Genomic DNA, 19,249 nt, shown 5'->3' on the forward strand with positions numbered 1-19,249 from the left:
AATTCTTAGAGCTTGGCGGGAAATTTTGCAAACAGATATTTTATCGTTGAATAGGAGATACAACGCAAAAGACCAATTAGTGCTCTTTAGGCAAAGTTTTTTAAGATGAACTACCTAAGAAAGTTAGTGCTCATGGCACTGCTAAGCCTTTCCTTTGTCTTGAAGGCTCAGGAGAGCTTGGTTTATGAAATTGCAGCTATTCAGGTAATGGGCTGTGAGAAGACTTCTCCTCATGTCGTACGACAGATGAGTGGTTTGAGGCTCGGAGATAAAATTCATCTTCCCGGCCCTGCCATAACCCAGGCCGTACGCCAATTACTACAGCAACAACTTTTTTCTGATGTACAAGTAATGCAAGAAAAAACAACACTGGATTTGGTCTGGCTGTCCATTATTGTTGAAGAAGCACCATTGTTGGAAAGTATCAAAGTAAATGGACTTCCCCGCCGTAAGCAGGAGGAATGGACGACTTGGTTGGAACAGCAATATCCCCTGGAAACAGCTTGGCTTCCAGCGGGCGTAGCACAGTTTAAGAGCACTATTCGTAAGCGATTGGAAAAGGAGGGTTATGCTTCTGATAGTTTTACCCTTTTGGCAGGCAAAGTTGGCGAAGGAGTGGTGATGGAAGTGCAGTTTGAAAAACTGCGCAAGCAAAAAATTGCTGGTGTTCATTGGCAAGGAGCGAGTAAAGAGCGTGTCAGAGATTTGAACAAAGCCGCAGATGTGAATGGGTTAAGAAAAAGCATTTATTCGCCTGTTGAGCAAGAGAACATTCGAGCTGCCATTATTCATTATTATCGCGATCAGGGTTATGTCGATGCGGCGATTACCCAAGGCAGTAGTTGGCAAACCGAAGATGGTCATTGGTATTGGGCTTTGAAAATTGACGAAGGGCAACCATATACAGTAGGAACAATCCGTTGGAAGGGGGCGCACCGCTATGATACTACCTTGTTGGCAAAGATTTTGGCGATCAAGCCGGGTGACCCTTACCGACCTTCTTATTTGGACAAGAAACTCCATTTTGATCCCGAGGATGGCGATCTCAGCGGCTTGTATATGGACAATGGGCACCTGTTTTTTCGGGCTGAAGCCATTGTCACGAGTTTACGAGATCATACCGTCGATATTGAGATTCAGCTTCAAGAGGGACCGATAGCGATCATTAGCGAGGTCAATATCGCAGGTAATGAGCGAACCAATGAACACGTAATCCGCCGCGAGTTACGCACCCAACCTGGTGAGCCTTTTAGTCGTGAGGAAGTTTTGCGCTCTCAGCGAGCGTTGATTAACCTGGGGTACTTCAAGCCGGAAACGATGGGTGTCCGTACGGATGTAGATCCCGAGTCGGGGATGGTTGCCATTACTTACGAAATGGAGGAAGATCGTAACGATAAATTTGAATTGGCTGCAAGTTTTAATCCTGGTGGTGAAAATGGAGTAGGCTTGGTGGGAACCCTTGGGTTTACCTTTAACAATTTTTCTCTTCGGCAATTGCTAGCTGGCGATTGGCGCTCAGCACATGGAGATGGCCAGCAACTTAGTATTCGGACACAATCCAGCGGCTTGGGGTTTCAATCCTACAACCTTAATTTTTTGGAGCCATGGTTCAATGGCAAACCCCGTTCATTAGGATTTAGTGCTTTTTACCAACGGTTTGCTGATCAAGATAGTCTGGGCAATTGGGAGACCTTATCGGTAACGGGAGCAAATCTCCGTTTGGGCCAACGACTCCCTTGGGGGGACGGTGGCTGGACCCTCAATAACGAGCTGGGATACCAACATATTCGGTTGGATAATTTGTTGCGTATTGACTTAGACGATGGTACAGCCTTGACGGAAGGTAAATTTCATAATTTCTACACCCAATTAAAACTGGTATATCACAATATGAATGATCCTTTCTTTCCCCGCCAAGGGGGAAACTTTGAGGTGTCTGGGCAGTGGACGCCTCCCTGGCGACAAGCTTTCGACGAAGAAGGCAATGAGAAGTTGAGTCGTCTGTCTTACCACAAATACCGTATTCAAGGAGAGAGATACTTTCCGCTAGGGCGCAAGGCTGTACTTAAGACAAGTGCCAAAATGGGCTGGCTATTGAACTACAACCCCAATCATTCTACTTCTCCCTTTGAGCGTTTTGAACTTGGAGGCAACGGGATGTCAGGGAGCCAACAGGCCGCTTTTGTGGGCAACGATCTCTTGGCTTTGCGGGGCTACGACCTCAATGATGTCCCTGGTAGTGTTGGTGGAGGTGGGGCTGCGTTTAGTAAGTTTACGGCGGAGGTTCGCTACCCCTTGTTTAACAGTGGTACCGCACGTGGTTATATCCTAGGATTTGTCGAGGGAGGTAATAGTTGGAAATCTGCCCGAGACTTTAACCCTTTCCAGTTGTATCGCTCTACAGGGCTGGGGCTGCGTTTTCAGTTGCCTATGTTTGGGACAATCGGTTTTGATTATGGGCTAGGTTTCGATCAACCTGGATTTCAACTTAAAGATTGGCAACAATATGGTACTTTTAATTTGATCCTGGGATTTGAGCCCGAGTAGGAAAACAGGAGTTGTTACAAAGCTGTTAAACAGCAACACAACTTATTTACCTTATCAAGTTTGTATTAATTTAGCAGTATGAAAAATACTTGGATCATACTCCTCCTAACGGTGTGGATTTTTCCCACACTTAGTTTCGCTCAGACAGCAGAGCGCACCGACTTAAGCTACGAAGTCAATAAGGTTTACCCATATCTTTCTGTGACCAGCGAGCAACTCAAGGCAGCTACTACTTTGAGCGACCTCAACCACCGATACAAACCATCGTGGGTAAAGGAATACATTTCGGTAGAGCTATCGGCTAGCCAGCAAGGACAGTTACACTCAGTGATGAGCAAGAGTGATTTACTCACCCCGGCACAGAAAGCTATACTGAATACAGCAGACGCTGGGACGGATATTTCTGTTAAGGTAAATTACCTTCCACAAAATACCCTGGCGCACAATGATGTAAAAACCCTTGAATTTTCGTTTACGGTAGACCCTGAAGTGGATGCCCACTTTGTTGGAGGACAACAGCAGCTCATGCAGTACTTAAAGGAAAATGCCATTGTTACTATTCCCGCTGGCAGCTTCAAGGGGTATGATTTGGTAGCAGTGAAATTTACAATTACAGAAGAAGGAGAGGTTACCGATGCTCAATTATTTGAGCGTGCGAAGGATGAAAACATTAATGCTTTGTTACTTTCAGCCATCAAAAAAATGCCTTGTTGGGAGCCGGCCACTCATGCGGATGGAACCAAAGTTAAGCAGGAATTTGCCTTGACGGTAGGAAACATGGAAAATTGTATGGTGAACCTTTTGAATATCCGCCGGGATCGCTCCTAATCCCTCCCGAAAACTGGTGGACCTAATTGTAAAGTGTTTCGGTAAATAGCCTCCATCGGAATAACGGTGTCAAGGGTATGTAGATAGATTTCTTTATCCAGACCAATGGTGGTCACCATTTTCCATGAGGCTTGCCCTTCTCGGTAAAGCACATCTACCACGGGTTTTTTGGAATCGATAAGCACATATTCCTGAAAGGAAGGAAGCGAGCAATATTTATGAAACTTGTCGCCACGGTCATAGCGCTCCGTAGATTTTGAGAGCACCTCAACAATCAAAATAGGATTAGTGACCGCGTGAGGATCTTCTTCCGAAATTTCTACTTCGCCACAAACAATCATTCCGTCGGGGTAGACGAAAGAGTTTGCTGCATCTATATAAACTCTAGCCTCACTATTTAATGTTATACAAGCTAGTTTTTTCTTTTGAACAGCTGTGTTTAGAGAAGCATTGATGTTACTACCAATTATAGCATGATCAATACTTCCACCACTCATTCCTACGATCTGTCCATGATCGTATTCGCTTTTTTCTACCGAATTTTCCTCCATTTCCAGGTACTCCTGAATGGTGAATGTCTCGAGTTTTTTTTCAGCCATGATTGAGTGTAGATAATAAGTGAGCAGATAACTTATGCCTTTGTATTGCGCAGAAAATAAACTGCGATTTTCTAAAAGGTTTTCAAATAGTTAAGCCGCTTAAAGTGAACCGCTTGGCTTAACTATTTGAAAACCAAAATCGCTTTTTATTTTCGTGCTGTTCCTTTGACATTTCTGCCAAAGGCATAAGTGCTGTAATATACGACAATTCGCTACTGCAATCAAGCGCTTACTGCTGCTTGGGCAGGTCCTTTAGTAGGGCTTTGGCTTCTTCCGTCGGGTATTTGCCTTCGGCTACAATCTTCTCCAATTTTTGTCTTGCTTCGTAAACGTTGTTAAAGCCTACGTAATTCATGACCAGGTACCAGTTGCTGATTTCAAAAGGTTTGCCCATAGAAGCTTGAATACGCTGGAAGGTCGTAAAAGCATCGTAGTTCTTATTCGCCATTATCTGCGAAATTCCTTGGTACAATTGGATGTAACCCGCTTGTTCCAGAGATCGGGCACTATTTGGGAAAAGCGCAATAGCTTCTTCGTATTTGCCAGCATTGTAAGCTTCCATGGCGGTTCTGATCAAAGAATCTTTAGGATCCTGAGAGATGGCCGTCAACTCATCTGGGTAAGCCTTGAGATAACGGTCCAAAAGATGGCCCAGTGGTTTGTCAGCATTGTTGCTACTCGCAGACGAACTGTCATTTTTACAGGCCGTAGCAATTGCTAGAAAGCCCAGTAAGATCAGGGCAAAACGAGAAAAACGGTATACTGAATTCATAATTTGATACATTTTCCGCAAAAATAATCCTAATCCGCTAATTAGCAAGTATCAAAGATAATTGTCAAAAGACTTACCTTGGTGCTGATGAGAAGGTACGCATTTATTTTAGGAGTATTGTTGTGTGGTATCGCTACGCCAGCAATGCTGGTTGGGCAGGGTCTGGATACGGACCTTGAGGTCTATGAATTTTCTGATGGCCTTAGTCATCGCAACGTATTTAAGATTACTCAGGACACCACAGGCATGATCTGGTTGGCGACGATCAATGGCCTCAATAGTTTTGATGGTTACGCTTTCCGTACTTATAATCCTGGCTCAGTACAGGGTAAGCTGCCCGTAGAGATGGTGGCCGATATTGTCTTGTCGCCAGATCAGCAATTTGTATTAGCAAGTCCTGACTTCCTGACTACTTTCGTACCAGAAGAACGTAAAGCCACTGCCCGACAAATCAAGCCTGGGGCATTGGTGCGGCGGGAGTCGTGGGCTCCACATAATTTATGTTTTGTCAACAAACAACTTTGGTGTACCGTCTACGATGAGAAGGACGGGCAAAACTGGTTGGCAAAACAGCAAAATGGACAACTCCAACTGCTCCGTAAATTGCCCGGGTCGGGGACCCAAAAGCCGCTCACTTCCTGGCGTGGTCATCTAGTAATGGCCAGTAGTGAAGATAATAAAGTTGAAATCATTGCCACCAACGGCAATGTGTTACGCACGCTGGAAGTGGGGACAGATACCCTAGCAGCCAGCCCGGTAGCCGCATTGTTTACTAATCAAAATGAGCTCTGGATACTTTTAGAAGACGGGCGTATCTATGTTCAAACCGATGAGGCTAAAGCGGCTGTTCGTTGGGGAACGCTTCCTTTTGTACGTGCGAATGCGCAGTTAGCTGCTCTGTTAGTAGAAGATGATCAAGATGTATGGGTAGGAGGTTTTGGAACCTTATGGTACTATGATCATTGGCAAAAAAGTTGGGTAGATTACGACCAATCTATTCGACAAGAATTAAAAAACACCTGTACCTACCGGCAGGTGTATCAGGACTATTCCGGAGCAATCTGGTTGGCGACAGATTTTGGTGCCTTAAAAATAACCCAATCGGATCGTCTGTTTGATCACTATCTCAGTGGAGGGAGTGAATATTGTAGCAATGTTTACTGTAGTATTCGCGGCATGACCGAGGATGAGAAAGGTAATGTTTACTTTTCCTACTATAATTCGCTTCATGTGCTGAACGCTGAGACCCAGTTGTTGCGGCCACTTTTCCCAAGGCAGGATTATTTTAATTACCCTTTTGGTATTGCTTACGCGAAAGGGGCGCTCTTCACCGGGAACGGCATCCGAATAGACCTTGCTACGATGCAGATCGATACGCTTTTTGCCGGAATACGTGAAGATCGTGGGGCTGTATTAGTTGATCAGGAAGGAGATGTCTGGATTGGTTACGATCAGCAGCTTTATCGTTATGACGATATAAAAGGAGTTGCCAAGCCTGTCTTTACCAATGACAGTTTATCAATCAAAGGAACCATCTCTTATTTATTCCAGGGCACTGAAAGTAAACGCATCTGGATAGCTACGCTGGATAATGGGCTTTATGGCTGGGATATTGGAGATGATCTTCCGGGTGTTCATTATTCTACGGCAAAAGAAAGTCCGGTAGTTTTGCCACATCAACAAATCAATGTCGTTCTTTCCTTGGAGAGAGGAGTGTTGTGGTTGGGTACAGCCCTTGGCTTGGTAAAGCTGGATTTGAATAGCAATAATTTAGAAGCTTATACCCAGGAGCAAGGCCTACCCAATGATTTTATCAATGGCGTTTTGCCGGAAGGTGATAGTTGTTTGTGGGTGAGCACAGACAACGGCTTGAGTAGAATTAATATCACCAACGGCAGGATTTTTAATTTTTCGGTTGCGGATGGCCTTTCGGCCAATGAGTTCAACCGGATGTCCTTTTTTAAAGCTAAAAATGGGCGGTTTTATTTTGGGGGCCTCAACGGGGTCAATACTTTTTTGCCTGACGAACGCTACCGTGCACAGAAAGACGCGCGTCGTTCCCTGGCACTGGTACTCACCAGCTTTAGTTACCTGGACGGACAGGGAGATAGTTTGCGCACTTTTATTCGGCAACAGCAGAGTGGCATTGCACCATTTACCCTTACCCATCGTGATCGTATGTTTACCGCTGAATTTGCGCTGATGGATTATCGCAACCCTGCGGAAAACACTTTCCAGTACTATCTGGAAGGCTATGATGAAGAATGGTCGAGTCCCAGCAACGTGCCCATGGTGCGGTTTTCTGACCTCAAACCAGGTAGCTATACCCTACACGTGCGTGCCCGTAGTGGACGAGAGGCCTGGGGGACGCAGGAAATAACCGTGCCCATTCGTATCCAACCTGCCCTCTACCAGCGATTTTGGTTTTGGCCATTGATCATATTGTTGAGCATTGTTCTTGCGGGTGGACTAACGCAGTATCGGGTTTATGCTTTGCAGAAGAGGCGTGAAGAACTGGAGGCTGAGGTTGCTAACCGAACCCAGGAGTTGGAGGCGGAAAAAGAAAAAAGTGAAGAACTATTGCTCAATATTTTACCCGCAGAATTGGCGCAAGAACTCAAAGAAAATGGCTTCGCTAAAGCCAAGCGACACGAGCGAGTGACCGTTATGTTTAGTGATTTTAAAGGATTTACAGCTATTTCTGAACAACTGGAACCCGAACAGCTCGTGGCTGAGATAGACCTGTGTTTTCGAGCCTTTGATGAAATTACGGAGCGGCACGGTTTAGAAAAGATAAAAACCATTGGTGATGCCTATTTAATGGTGGGCGGAATCAGTCAGAAAGCAGAAGATCAAGCCCGTAGAGTAGTCATGGCTGCGCTGGAAATTCAAGAGTTTATGAAAGCAATCGCAGTAGAGCGAAAACTGCACAATCGACATTTTTTTGAAGCTCGTATCGGTATTCACACGGGCCCACTGGTAGCAGGGATCGTAGGGATCAAGAAGTTTGCTTATGATATTTGGGGCGATACCGTAAATATCGCTTCGCGTATGGAAACCAATGGTGTAGTAGGTGAGGTGAATCTTTCTGAAACAACGTACGATCTAGTGAAAGAGGATTTTCGTTGTAAACTCTACGGGCGTTATTCTGAAAATAATACAGAACTGAAGATGTTTTTGGTAGAGGAATATACAAGATGATATTTTTAGTTTTTTTTATTAAAAAAATAAACAAATAATATTTAAATATTGTAACTTGCTGTCGGTTACGGGTAAATAACTCGTATTGATGCCTATTTTTCTATTTAAAATCACCTATTATGAAAATTCTTAAAACCTTAGGCTTAGTCGTTTTAGGGCTATTAGCCATCATTATTGTATTGGGTTTGATTGCCCCTAATCAAATTGTAACCAGTAGTACAACCACCATCAATGCTGACCCGGCCACCGTTTATCAGGTAGTCAGCGAATTGCCTACTTGGGAACGTTGGTCGCCCTGGCAGCGCCGCGATGCTACCATCAAAACGGAGTATAGCGAAACCAAAGCTGGTGCTGGTGCCTATTATACTTGGACCAGTGAAAACAGTGGTGCTGGTCAGCTCACCATTACGGATGCCTGGGGCCCCGATAGTTTGCACACGTTGATTGAGTTTGATGGCCAAGGAAACACCAATTCCAATTGGTACTTCAAGTCAGTAGATAAAGGCACCGAAGTCACCTGGACTTTTGATTCCAAATTTCCTTTTCCATTCAATGCGATGCTCCTTTTTCAGGATTTTGCAGGTATGATTAATAAAGATTACGAAGAGGGTTTGGCCTTTTTGAAAGAAGAGGTAGAAAGCATTTTACCGGCTGGGCCAGACCTTACTATTATGGAGGTTGATTTTCCGGCAACCTATTATCTAGTGAAGCGAGCGACCATTTCGATGAAAGATGTGGAGCAACATTTTCAAGAAACAATGCCTGCTATAGGGATGGCATTCTCTCAGAACAATATAGAAATGACCGGAACACCATCCGGCTTGTTCTATACCTGGGATCAAGAAAAACAAACCTCTGACCTGGCCATTGGTATTCCTGCAACTAAAGGGGCAACGATAGATGGGCTCACGGCCATAGAAATTCCTGCTGGCCGGGCCTTACAGATCAATTATGTTGGTCCTTATGCAGGGACCGGTGCTGCACACGAAGCTCTTGAGGCTTATATGGTAGCCAATAGCCTTAAGTTTAAAGCACCCGCGATTGAAAGATATATGGGCGATCCAGGCCCCGATACGGAAACAGATCCTAATAAGTGGATGACGCAGATTGTGTATTTGTTGGAAGACTAGGTTGAATTCGAATAGTATGTTTATTTGAGTAAGGCGCGAAGGTGCTCACCTGCCAGTAAATAGGGGGGAGTATTTTCGTGCTTTTTTTCATTTAAGTTTATCGACTTATGAACCATGAATTGTTTGAGCCGATTCTTTTAGACAAAAAGGCCAAAGTCTATGTTTCCAACACCGTTCCTCAATTCAATTTATCATATGAAGCCTTTTTGCAACTTTGGGAAAGGCATCCACCATCCTACCATCGGTTGATGATGCATGGTAAAGAGGTACTTACGCCACGTTGGCAACAGGCTTATGGTAAGAATTACCGATATACCGGATCTCAAAATAACGCCCTTGCTATTGATCAGGATTTGAAGAAATACCTCGAGTGGGCTTGCGAACATATTGACTCCCGCTTGAACGGGTTGCTACTGAACTGGTACGATGGCCAGCAAAATCATTATATTGGTGCACACCGTGATGATACGCGAGACCTGATGACCGGTAGTCCTATTGTAACTATATCATTTGGACAAGAGCGCATTTTCAGGATGCGGCCACATGGAATGAAAGGATTCAAAGACTTTACAGTTCGAAATGGTGAGGCGATAATTATCCCTTGGGAGACAAATCTTAGCTGGACACACGAGGTTCCAGCTTTTAAAAAATACAATGGAAAACGAATTTCTATCACCATGAGAGCTTTCAAATAGAAGGTAATGGCTGGGAAAATAGTATGCTTAAGTCTGGCGCTGTTCTACAGTTGTTCTTTTCTAAAACCAGAAGATGGTTCACATTATCAGGTTATAGAGGAGGTGAATGTTATAGATGTAGTCCAAGGGAAGTTGTTGACGTCACAAACAGTTGTTCTCAAGGATTCACTCATCCATTTTATAGGAAAAGAATGGCGAGTACCAGCTAATGCTCAAATTACGACGATAAATGGCCGCGGTAAATACCTGATGCCCGGTATGTGGGACATGCATTTTCATTTGGCCTGGGATGCTGGGAATGATTCTCTGCTGTTTGATGTTTTATTAGCGCACGGGATTACTGGCGTACGTGACATGGGGGGAGACTTGGCGATTCAACGAGCGATGAAGCAAAAAGTGGCGGGGAATCCAACCAGCGGTCCAGCGCTTTTTGGAGCTGGTCCTATATTAGATGGCAACCCACCCGTGATGTACGATTTTACTATTCCGATTGATGACTCCTCTGGTCAGGTCGAATTTTTATTGGACAGCTTAGTTGAAGCAGGTTCCGATTTCTTTAAGACTTACTCCTTAATTCAGGAACCCATTGTGGAAGAAATAGCCGCTTATGCTCAGGAACACCAGCTGTCGTTTGCCGGTCACCTGTCCGAATACATCGAACCCGAGCGCTCCATCCAATTAGGCCAAAAAAGCATCGAACACCTCAACCGTTTAGAAGAAATTTGGCAAGCTGATACTGCTCGAATTACCCGGATTGCCGCACTTATGAAAGAACAAGGCACTTGGTTGTGCCCGACGCTCTTGGTCTATTTTGTCAAAGCCAATAGGAGGGATAGCGCGCTGGTTCAGTCCACTTACGAGCCCTTTATCCACCCTTTCTTACAACAAGAATGGGCGAGTAGTCGTGCCCGCCGTATGAGTAAAAATTCAGAAGAGGACTGGGAAAGGCAAGCAAGTCTTTTCGAGCAACAAAAAGCACTGGTAGGTTTTCTCCACCAACAAGGCGTACGTATCCTGGCGGGGACAGATTTTGCGGGGATGCCCTATGTCTATCCCGGCGTTGGCTTACAGCAAGAGTTACAGCTCCTCCACGAGGCCGGCCTAAGCAATGCGGAAGTACTGGCGACTGCAACCATCCATCCCGCCATTTTTATGGGGATACAGGATAAATCGGGTACTGTCGCGATAGGGAAGTATGCTGATTTGGTACTCCTGCGAGAAAACCCACTAGAGGGTATTGATGCAATAGCAAAGATTGATCAGGTGTTTCGGCGGGGGAGAGGTGTTCTTTCGATAAATCGGGATCGCGGAGATACTCGCTGACGCTCGTGTTTGTGTTCGTTCCGAAGTCTCGGAATTCACGGCGGGTACTCGCTTTGCTCGTTGGGAGGGCTCATTCTGCCGATAATTCGGAATTCGCGGAGGTACTCTCCCGACTAAAAGTCGGGATCGCGGGGATTTAGTGTGATCTATTAAACTGTTGTGCACTTTGAACAGCACCTATGGCATTAAATACATCATTTTGGTCTTCTTCATTACACCATCCTTTAGTTTTTAATTTTTTCCTGGAAAAAAATAACTTTAAATTACACTTATTGATAACGCGCTTATTCACTCTCCTCTCCCTGAGGATGCTCTATAACTTGAAACCATGAAAGCAAAAAATACCCTACGCTACGCTTTATTAACAACGCTTATTAGTGTTGCTTATATTTTATCCGCTCAATCGACTTTTAGCAAGCTCTATACTTCGGGATATAGTCTACGCGATATCTCTTACGGTTTAGTGATAAGTGATGACAATATTACAGTTAACGCGAAACGAAGTTGTTTGGTAGAAGATAATGCTTATATCAGTTGCACTACTCTCCATCAATTTTCGTACTCTGGAGAAATCTTACAAACAATTGATTTCGACACCCTTTTCCCAGAAGGAAATAACCGCTTCCTGAAATTTGAAGATAAGTATTACCTGACCGGGCACCCGCACTACGTCGGTCAGAATCGTCCTACTTTGCTGTACGTCTTCGACGAAGATCTTAACTTATTGGAACAAACTACCATCGCCAACGATATTCCCGGCTTGCATACTAACGAAGGGCTCGTCATAAATGAAGATGCCATCTATCTTTACGGCTATACCGTACTGCCAAGCGGTACACAGAGCGTGATCACGATCACGAAACTGGATCGCCTTACGTACGATTTGATTTGGGAACAAGAAGTTCCTACCTCGCATACCACCAACCGAATGTACGACTTGCAGTTCACCCCGGAAGGCGATCTGGCCGTTCTGAGAAAGCGCAACAACGGCGTAGGCGACAACAGTGATCCGGGTATCGACTTGCTTTTGCTCGATACCATGGGCAACGTACTTCAAGAATATTTCATAACGGAATATCGAGTTGACGAGTTTCGGGGATTACACGTAGACGAACAGGGCCGTTATTATTTTGGTACTGAATCCTTCCTGGGGGAAATATTACCGGAATCACGGGGTGTGATCAACCAACTCGACGCCTCCATGGACAGCATATTGTGGATTCACCGGCTACCCGTCAACCGATTTGCTCTACGGCGTCAGTATCAGGTTCGAGACATTAACCAGGCGGCCAACGGTGATCTGTTGGTCTGCGGTACTACCTGGGAACTCAGCGGCGAAGGGGTATTTTCGACCAATCAAACCTACCACGGCTACATCGCCCGAATCAGCCCCCAAGGCGAAAAGCGCTGGGTGCGCGTGTACCAACACCCCAGCTACGCGCAGCCTACGGACTCGCTGGGGCGCTACCGGCCTTCGTTTCTGAACAAAGTAGCCGAAACTGCCACCGGTGAGATCGTCGCGGCGGGCCACGTATGGTACGACGATCGGCAGGTCCAGGCCATCCCTGAAGGGGCGGCGGCCAGTCATCTGTGGCTACTATCTGTGGACGCGGACGGCTGCGTTGCTGGCGAGGAATGCAAGGAGCGCGTGCTGCTGGACAGCATCGGCCCGCCCGACCTGAGCCTGCACATCGGTGCCCGGTGGACGTACGAGGAGGTCGACAACGGCTACCACGTGGAGCCCGCCGTGTACGAAATCGGGATACTACTGTTCTCCACGATACCACCGCTTTCGTGGTCGAAAAAATCGAGGGAGCCGCTAACATAGGGCAACTCACCTACGTACACGTACGAGCGGACAGTGTTTACCACTATAACGCAATAGCGGACCGCTTCGAGTTGCGCTTTGTCTACGAGTCGCCCACTACTGAGTCGGATTTACTCGATTTTACCGTCAACTACGAAGCCCCTTGGCACGGCCCCTGCGCTCCGGGCCCGGACGTTGCCCAGGTCTACGTCGACTCCCTGACGTTACGCAACATCAACGGCTATGCTTTTCCGATCCAAAACCTGCGCGTGGCGAACAACGGCTCGTTTGATCACGATCTCATCACCAAAGTCTACACTGGTATCGGCAACGACAAGAGTTTTCGTCTGGAACTAGGTTACGGACTGTGCGACCTCCCCTGGTACACCACCAAGCTTCGCTGCTTCGAGGCCAACGGGCTAACGCACAACTTCGTGGACTATCCCTGCGATTCTACCTGGCTGATTTCCAGTACCGAGGATTTGACTTTTGATCCGCCGGTAGAGGTGTTTCCCAATCCCAGTCGGGGAGAGATTCACTTACGTGGCTTACCCGCCAGACCGGTCCCCTACGTAGTGTATGATTCGCAAGGTAGACTCAGACAAAATGGCATGCTGCGGGACAATCAATTGAGGCTGGAGACCCCGGGAGTCTACTTTTTGTACTTGACCGTAGGGGATAAAGTGGTCGTTAGGAAATTGGTGATATTTTAAATGGGCGCAAGAAAACAACGCAGGGCCTGGGGGGAGGAGTTACCAATTCCTCAACCCATCCGCCCATTTCCAGGGTCCCAATTCTGTGAGGAGGAGTCGAAAGGCAATGCGTTCTACGATACCTCCTTTTTCCTTCAAGGGATTGATAATTTCCGGGGAACCGAAGAGGGGAGCGTAAACACCCATGTGACCATCCAGCCATTCGAGGGCAAGCCCGCCCGTCCAAAGGAATTTGTTTTCATCACCGTTGAAGGTCGGGGCTACGTAGCTGCCCGCATCCAGGTAAGGACGCAATGGTAGCCAATCGGGGGTGAAGGGTAGATCTACCGAAGTATTTAAGCTGATCATCCTTTTATTGCTACGCCCCACTTGAAAGGCTGTGGGCACGGGGGCACGAAAACCACCAGCGCGTAGGCCAAGTTGCTGGGTGGCAATGCCGTCGGTGGCCGTGCGCCCCAGGTAGGCATTGTCGAATCGATAGTCATCGGTGCCACGATCAAAAAGACTGAAAGCTTGCGCTGGTGTGTAAGTGGTCGTTTGTAACGAATTGCTCAGAAAGAATCCCGCAAACAAGCGCCAGTGGAACGCTTTGTGGGCTTGGTACAATAGCTTGCCCTTGCCCTCTAAGATCAGTTTGTTGTGCAGTTGTTCCCGACTAAAATCATCGGTGTAGTTGGCGTGCTCAAAAGCCAGGCGAAAGTGAGCAGGACTCAATACCCAGTCGCGATCAAGATGGAAGCCTAGCTCATAAATGTCCTGGTGTCGGTTCTGCGTACCCAAAAAATCACCCTCTATACTGAAATTGAGTTGTTCGGTACGGATGAACAGGCTTCGAGTAGTAATACTGGGTACCCATTTACTGGTGGGGCGTTCGTGGAAAACGAAAGACACACCAGCAGCACCCCGTTGAAAGGAGAGCGGTAGTGCGGCGGCTTCGTAAGTTGCAAAATCAAAACGGCGAAGGTTGCTCTGGAGCTTTATTTCCCTAATGCTGCTGTTTACGGATGGTTTTATTCTTACCTGTAAACCCAACATCCCTACGATAGACTTACTTTTGCTACCGTAAAAAGGGGCGGCTACCCATTCAATCGTTTGAGGCACAATACCGCGGTTATGAAACACAAGCCCCGGCAGGAAGCCATCATCTTCGTTGTATCCAAATAAGGGGAAGGCAAACAGGGTAGACCTGGTGTCGCTCTTTAAACCTGTGAATAAACGAAGCTGTGGTGGTGCAAATTTACCCCATCCTCTTTGCCAACCGTTGTTTTCCCGGTAGGCTTCCAGGCTGTGGTGAGCGGGGTCAATAAGTATCTGCTGGTAAGTTTTATTGGCTAAATCTATCTGCGAATCGCCAATAAAACCCGGATGCCAGCTTAAGGTCGTATCTCCATTGCTATCAATGGTTTGTAAGGCGAATGGGCCGGCGATGGTGCCTTTGTTGCTTAGTTTTACAGAAGGTTGGCTTCCTTGCGTTATTTTTTCTAGTGCATAATCTTCTAGCGCTACCGATTGCATGAATCCCTGGAACAACCAACTAAGGTCATCTTTTCCTGCACGCTCAAGTGCCGATTGGACATCTTGCGGGCGAGGATGTTTGAACTGCCATTCCTGGTAGTAGGTTTTCATGGCCTGGTCAAATCGTTCTTTACCCCAGTAGCCTTCCAGTTGACGGAGTGCTTTGGCTGGTGTACCATAAGCGCCCACCCAGTAATTGTAAAATTTCAATTGTTCTGCTGGCGTATCAGGAGCTTGGGTAAGCCGCTGGCAGGCGTAATAGCGGTAGCCGATTTCATCAAGATCAGTGGGGCTGTTGCCGCCCATTGCTTTGGGAAGCAAAGTGGAAGGCCCATAATATTGATGTTCATAGCGATGATCATAATAGGAGTTGAATCCCTCGTCCATCCAGGAATGTGCGCGTTCGTTGCTGGCGAGGATGCCGTAAAACCAGTTGTGGCCTACCTCATGGGTAATCACATTGTCAAGTGCGCGGCCATCGCTGGCCAGCCCGATCACGGTAATCATGGGGTATTCCATTCCGCCGCCGGCACTCAGTGCGCTCTGCACGGCCGTCACTTGCGGGTAAGGATAAGGGCCAATATGTTCGCTGTAAAAGGCGGTTGAACGCTTGAGGTATTCCAAAGAATTTTGCCATAAATGAGCTTGCTCATCCGTAAAAAAGGACCATACTTGTACAGGCTGTTCCTTACCACTAATGGTAACACTGTCGTGTAAAACATGAAAGCGCTTGTCGGCAAACCAGGCAAAATCATGTACCTGGTGTGCTTCGTACTGAAGTGTTTTTTGCTCGGGTGCACTTGCCGGAAAATCGGGAGACACATATACTGACGGATCGTAGTCCGACCAACTTTTTAGTGCCGTTGCTTGCGCGCGATCCAGCAACCATGCCTGTTCCGATTTCGTTTGGAGTTCTCCGGTTGCACCAACAAGATAGTTAGCGGGCAGGGTAAGGGAAACATCGTAGGAGCCAAATTCGCTGTAATATTCCCCGTAGTCGAGATAGGCCATCGGGTGCCAGCCATCCTGGTCATAAACGGCGGGTTTGGGGTACCATTGGGTAACTTGATAAGACTGTCCTACGTGCCCAAGCCGGGAAAAAGATGCCGGGAATTGTAGCCTGAATGGTGACTCGATGCTTAGCGCTTGCCTGGGGGGCAGTGGTTCGTTGAGAATGAGCTTAACAACATCTGGTCCCAACTCTGTGGGGACGACCGTGAGTGGTTTGTTTTTACTGGAAAAATTCAGACTGTCAATAAACCCCAGGTCTTCGTCCGGCGCAAAATAGAAATCGACGGAACCACTGGCCAGTTCTTGTTGCGCAAAGGCGGTGCTGCGATTTTGGTAGGCGTTGGGCCAAAGGTGGAGGTAGATATAAGTAAGGGTATCCGGAGAATTATTGTGGTAATCCATGCTCCATTGCCCTCGGAGTTGATGAAGTTGATCGTCCAATTCTATCTGAATGGAGAAATTTACTTCTTGCTGGAAGTAATCACCTTGCCCAATAAGCGGCAGGGTAGCTGCGAGCAGGAAGCAAATGCTCAGATATTGCAAGTTAGTAGGCTTGACGAATACGGGTAAGCTCATAGAGGTGAGTAGTTTTAAGATACTTCAGTTTAGAAGCTGGTAGTTGAATGCCATGGTACTAGGTATTCTTGATCATTCGACCAAATTTAGAGCACTAATATAAAAGGTTTAAACAAGAGGTCATTACACTAAACGTTAAACACTTGTATCCTAAACGCCTAAATATTTTGTTATTAACAGTCAAAGCCTTTTCTTTGCATGGATTTTTCAGGGCGAGGTCGTATCTTTGCCCTCCTGCTTTTAGAGTAGGATGTTTAAATAACTGATTACTAGGCTTTTATCTTTGTGCTCGTTTTGTCGGGCACAGGCTCAAAATGCTGCAAAATTGACGATAGATGGCACTGATTGGTAAAATCAGAAATAATTCCTGGATACTGATCGTAGCGGTTGCCCTCGGTTTGGGTGGCTTTCTGGTCATGGATATGGTGAGCGCAGGACAAGGTCCTGGAGGAGGCTTATCACAACTCGTAGTGGGTAAAGTAAATGGCGAAAAGATTCGCCGGACTGAATTTGAACGCATCTATAGCTTGCGTTTCAATGGTTCTACGCTACCTACCTACCAAAATAGAAATACCTTGTGGGACTGGTTCGTAGAAGACCAGTTACTCAGAGACGAAGCTGATGCAATTGGCTTGGGTGTCAGTGATGCCGAGATCGCTGAGTTGGAGTTTGGTGCTAGTCCTAGCCCCATTATCCGCCGCAACTTCCCTAATCCTCAACAGCCTGGTGCAATCAACCGCGAGCAGTTGGATTATTTCAAAGGTTTGATCGAAGGCGGCACACTACGTGACGAAATCGAGGCTGGCCGTATGAGTCCGCAATTCCCCGACTTTTGGCGGATGCAGCGGGACATGATCAAGAAAGATCGCCTGCAAACGAAGCTACAGTCTTTGGTACAGAAGGGCATGTATACACCAAACTGGATGGCCGAAATGGGCTATAACGAGCAAAATCAGAATGTTGATTTCGTTTACGTAAAAGTTCCTTACGATCAGATTCCAAATGGTGATGTTAGTATTGCCGATAGTGACCTGAATGCTTACCTCAAAGCCAATGCTGCTCGTTTTGAGCGCAAGATGGAAGAGCGCGTTCTTGATTACGTGGTGTTCGATGTAATTCCTACGGCTGCGGATTCTTCTGCTATTCGTAGCAAATTACAAGGCTTGGTTGCCGAATTCCGCAATCCACAAGATGGCGATTCTACCTTTGTACTGCGTCATGAAGGTATTATCACCCCAGCTTACGCAGCTAAAGAAGATCTGAGTACGGGTATTGCGGATACCGTTATGAATATGGCTCCGGGAACCGTATATGGTCCTTACGTAGAAAGCGGTGAATACCGTTTGCTAAAAGTTATTGATCGGGTGACGATGGCTGACTCTGCCGATACACGCCACATCTTGTTGAGTGCGACAACTGCCGATCAATTTGCTACGGCAAGTGCTCGTGCGGATAGTATCATTAATGTATTGAATGCAGGAACAACTGCTTTTGATTCATTGGTCGTGGCCTTCAGCGAAGATCCAGGTAGTGTAAGCAATGGTGGCAAATACGAAGGTGTGACGCCTAACCAGTTTGTACCTGAGTTCAATCGCGTACTGTTCATCACTGGCGTTCCTGGTCAACTTTACAAAGTACGTACTTCTTACGGTGTACATATTGTAGAGATTCTTAGCCGTACGTCGGCCACGACAGAACGTGCTAATGTAGCCTTTATTCGCGAAGCTATCGTACCTAGCAAAGATACCCAAGATAACATCTTCCAGGAGGCGTCTCAGTTTATTGCCAACAACCGTAGCCTTGAAGAAATGAAGGCTGCTGCTGGAAAAGCAAGTAACCTACGGGTGGTATCTACGCCTGCTTTTGATAAGAACGCCTATAACTTGGGTGATCTAGGGTTCAGCAACGATACCAAAGATGCTATCTGTTGGGCATTTTCTGCTGATCCTGGTGATGTATCTCCTAGTGTTTACAGCTTCACTGACCAGGTGCGTTATTACGATAACAAGTATGTAGTAGTTGGTTTGCAGAGTGTGCTGAAGCCAGGTTCGCCAAGTGTTGACGAAATCCGCACGGAACTCGAAGCTGAAGTATTGGCAGCAAAGAAAACCGAGATGGTAGGCAGCCAGACCCAAGGAATGGATCTGCGTGCGATTGCTAGCAAATACGGAACCCAAGTAGATACTATTCAGCGTGCTGCCTTTAGCCGTCCGTCTATGCCTGGTTTGGGTGCTGAGCCTAAAGTAGTAGCAACGGCGGTAGGTTTAGGACAAGGACAAACTTCTGCTCCTATTCAGGGGGCTGGAGGAGTATTTATCCTACAAGTAACCAATAAACCAGCTGTTGGGCAAGCAACTAACTTGCCACAGATGCGTCAGCAAATGAGCCGCACTGCTCAGGGGGCTGTTGCCAGCTCCTTTATGGCATTGTTCCGCGAAAGCGCAGATGTAGAAGACAATCGTGCTACCTACGAGTGTAACTAATCTTACGCTTCTGATAGCCGTTTAAGAAGGTGAAGCCTTCTTAATGATC

The 19,249-nt window shown here is 46.6% G+C and carries 12 protein-coding genes; 9 read left to right on the forward strand and 3 right to left on the reverse strand.

The window, feature by feature from the left end:
- The first annotated feature begins 105 nt into the window (after window positions 1–105).
- Both AB0L18_RS12615 and AB0L18_RS12620 read left to right on the forward strand, forming a co-directional pair.
- Window positions 106–2,547 carry an outer membrane protein assembly factor gene (locus AB0L18_RS12615; protein ID WP_367392951.1) on the forward strand — a complete coding sequence of 814 codons (2,442 nt, stop codon included), beginning with the start codon at window positions 106–108 and terminating at the stop codon, window positions 2,545–2,547.
- A 78-nt stretch (window positions 2,548–2,625) separates the two neighbouring features.
- On the forward strand, window positions 2,626–3,375 hold the full coding sequence (locus tag AB0L18_RS12620) for an energy transducer TonB (protein WP_367392952.1): 750 nt from the start codon (window positions 2,626–2,628) through the stop codon (window positions 3,373–3,375).
- Here AB0L18_RS12620 and AB0L18_RS12625 read toward each other — a convergent pair.
- Both AB0L18_RS12625 and AB0L18_RS12630 read right to left on the reverse strand, forming a co-directional pair.
- On the reverse strand, window positions 3,372–3,974 hold the full coding sequence (locus AB0L18_RS12625; RefSeq protein WP_367392953.1) for a Uma2 family endonuclease: 603 nt from the start codon (window positions 3,972–3,974) through the stop codon (window positions 3,372–3,374). The genes AB0L18_RS12620 and AB0L18_RS12625 overlap by 4 nt on opposite strands.
- Before the next feature lie 229 nt (window positions 3,975–4,203).
- A complete protein-coding gene (locus AB0L18_RS12630; protein ID WP_367392954.1) occupies window positions 4,204–4,746 on the reverse strand; it encodes a hypothetical protein in 543 nt (180 codons plus the stop codon).
- Between the two features lie 87 nt (window positions 4,747–4,833).
- On the opposite strand from AB0L18_RS12630, the gene AB0L18_RS12635 reads away from it, so the two are divergent.
- From AB0L18_RS12635 to AB0L18_RS12660, 6 genes are all read left to right on the forward strand, one after another.
- Window positions 4,834–7,947 (forward strand): adenylate/guanylate cyclase domain-containing protein, encoded by a 3,114-nt coding sequence (locus AB0L18_RS12635; protein WP_367392955.1) that lies wholly within the window; start codon window positions 4,834–4,836, stop codon window positions 7,945–7,947.
- A gap of 119 nt (window positions 7,948–8,066) precedes the next feature.
- Window positions 8,067–9,077 carry an SRPBCC family protein gene (locus AB0L18_RS12640; protein ID WP_367392956.1) on the forward strand — a complete coding sequence of 337 codons (1,011 nt, stop codon included), beginning with the start codon at window positions 8,067–8,069 and terminating at the stop codon, window positions 9,075–9,077.
- A 107-nt stretch (window positions 9,078–9,184) separates the two neighbouring features.
- A complete protein-coding gene (locus tag AB0L18_RS12645) occupies window positions 9,185–9,772 on the forward strand; it encodes an alpha-ketoglutarate-dependent dioxygenase AlkB (protein ID WP_367392957.1) in 588 nt (195 codons plus the stop codon).
- A gap of 6 nt (window positions 9,773–9,778) precedes the next feature.
- Entirely contained in the window at window positions 9,779–11,095 is a 1,317-nt protein-coding gene (locus AB0L18_RS12650) for an amidohydrolase family protein (protein ID WP_367392958.1), read from the forward strand.
- Window positions 11,096–11,423: 328 nt separating this feature from the next.
- Window positions 11,424–12,923, forward strand: coding sequence for a hypothetical protein (locus AB0L18_RS12655; protein ID WP_367392959.1), 1,500 nt, complete (start codon window positions 11,424–11,426; stop codon window positions 12,921–12,923).
- A complete protein-coding gene (locus AB0L18_RS12660; RefSeq protein WP_367392960.1) occupies window positions 12,890–13,615 on the forward strand; it encodes a T9SS type A sorting domain-containing protein in 726 nt (241 codons plus the stop codon). Before AB0L18_RS12655 ends, AB0L18_RS12660 begins: the two co-directional genes overlap by 34 nt.
- Window positions 13,616–13,654: 39 nt before the next feature.
- On the opposite strand, the gene AB0L18_RS12665 is transcribed toward AB0L18_RS12660, so the two are convergent.
- Window positions 13,655–16,717 (reverse strand): M1 family metallopeptidase, encoded by a 3,063-nt coding sequence (locus tag AB0L18_RS12665; protein ID WP_367392961.1) that lies wholly within the window; start codon window positions 16,715–16,717, stop codon window positions 13,655–13,657.
- 335 nt (window positions 16,718–17,052) lie between these two features.
- Here AB0L18_RS12665 and AB0L18_RS12670 point away from each other — a divergent pair, with 335 nt between their 5' ends.
- Entirely contained in the window at window positions 17,053–19,200 is a 2,148-nt protein-coding gene (locus tag AB0L18_RS12670; RefSeq protein WP_367392962.1) for a peptidylprolyl isomerase, read from the forward strand.
- The last annotated feature ends 49 nt before the right edge of the window (window positions 19,201–19,249 follow it).

Origin of the sequence: Lewinella sp. LCG006 (assembly GCF_040784935.1) — a bacterium.
Lineage (GTDB): Bacteria > Bacteroidota > Bacteroidia > Chitinophagales > Saprospiraceae > Lewinella.

Bases quoted from the DNA above. Each gene is read 5' to 3' on its own strand.
- AB0L18_RS12650 (WP_367392958.1), top strand. From the start codon at position 9,779: ATGGCTGGGAAAATAGTATGCTTAAGTCTGGCGCTGTTCTACAGTTGT.
- AB0L18_RS12640 (WP_367392956.1), top strand. From the start codon at position 8,067: ATGAAAATTCTTAAAACCTTAGGCTTAGTCGTTTTAGGGCTATTAGCC.
- AB0L18_RS12635 (WP_367392955.1), top strand. From the start codon at position 4,834: ATGAGAAGGTACGCATTTATTTTAGGAGTATTGTTGTGTGGTATCGCT.
- AB0L18_RS12630 (WP_367392954.1), bottom strand. From the start codon at position 4,746: ATGAATTCAGTATACCGTTTTTCTCGTTTTGCCCTGATCTTACTGGGC.
- AB0L18_RS12620 (WP_367392952.1), top strand. From the start codon at position 2,626: ATGAAAAATACTTGGATCATACTCCTCCTAACGGTGTGGATTTTTCCC.
- AB0L18_RS12625 (WP_367392953.1), bottom strand. From the start codon at position 3,974: ATGGCTGAAAAAAAACTCGAGACATTCACCATTCAGGAGTACCTGGAA.
- AB0L18_RS12645 (WP_367392957.1), top strand. From the start codon at position 9,185: ATGAACCATGAATTGTTTGAGCCGATTCTTTTAGACAAAAAGGCCAAA.
- AB0L18_RS12665 (WP_367392961.1), bottom strand. From the start codon at position 16,717: ATGAGCTTACCCGTATTCGTCAAGCCTACTAACTTGCAATATCTGAGC.
- AB0L18_RS12655 (WP_367392959.1), top strand. From the start codon at position 11,424: ATGAAAGCAAAAAATACCCTACGCTACGCTTTATTAACAACGCTTATT.
- AB0L18_RS12670 (WP_367392962.1), top strand. From the start codon at position 17,053: ATGGCACTGATTGGTAAAATCAGAAATAATTCCTGGATACTGATCGTA.
- AB0L18_RS12615 (WP_367392951.1), top strand. From the start codon at position 106: ATGAACTACCTAAGAAAGTTAGTGCTCATGGCACTGCTAAGCCTTTCC.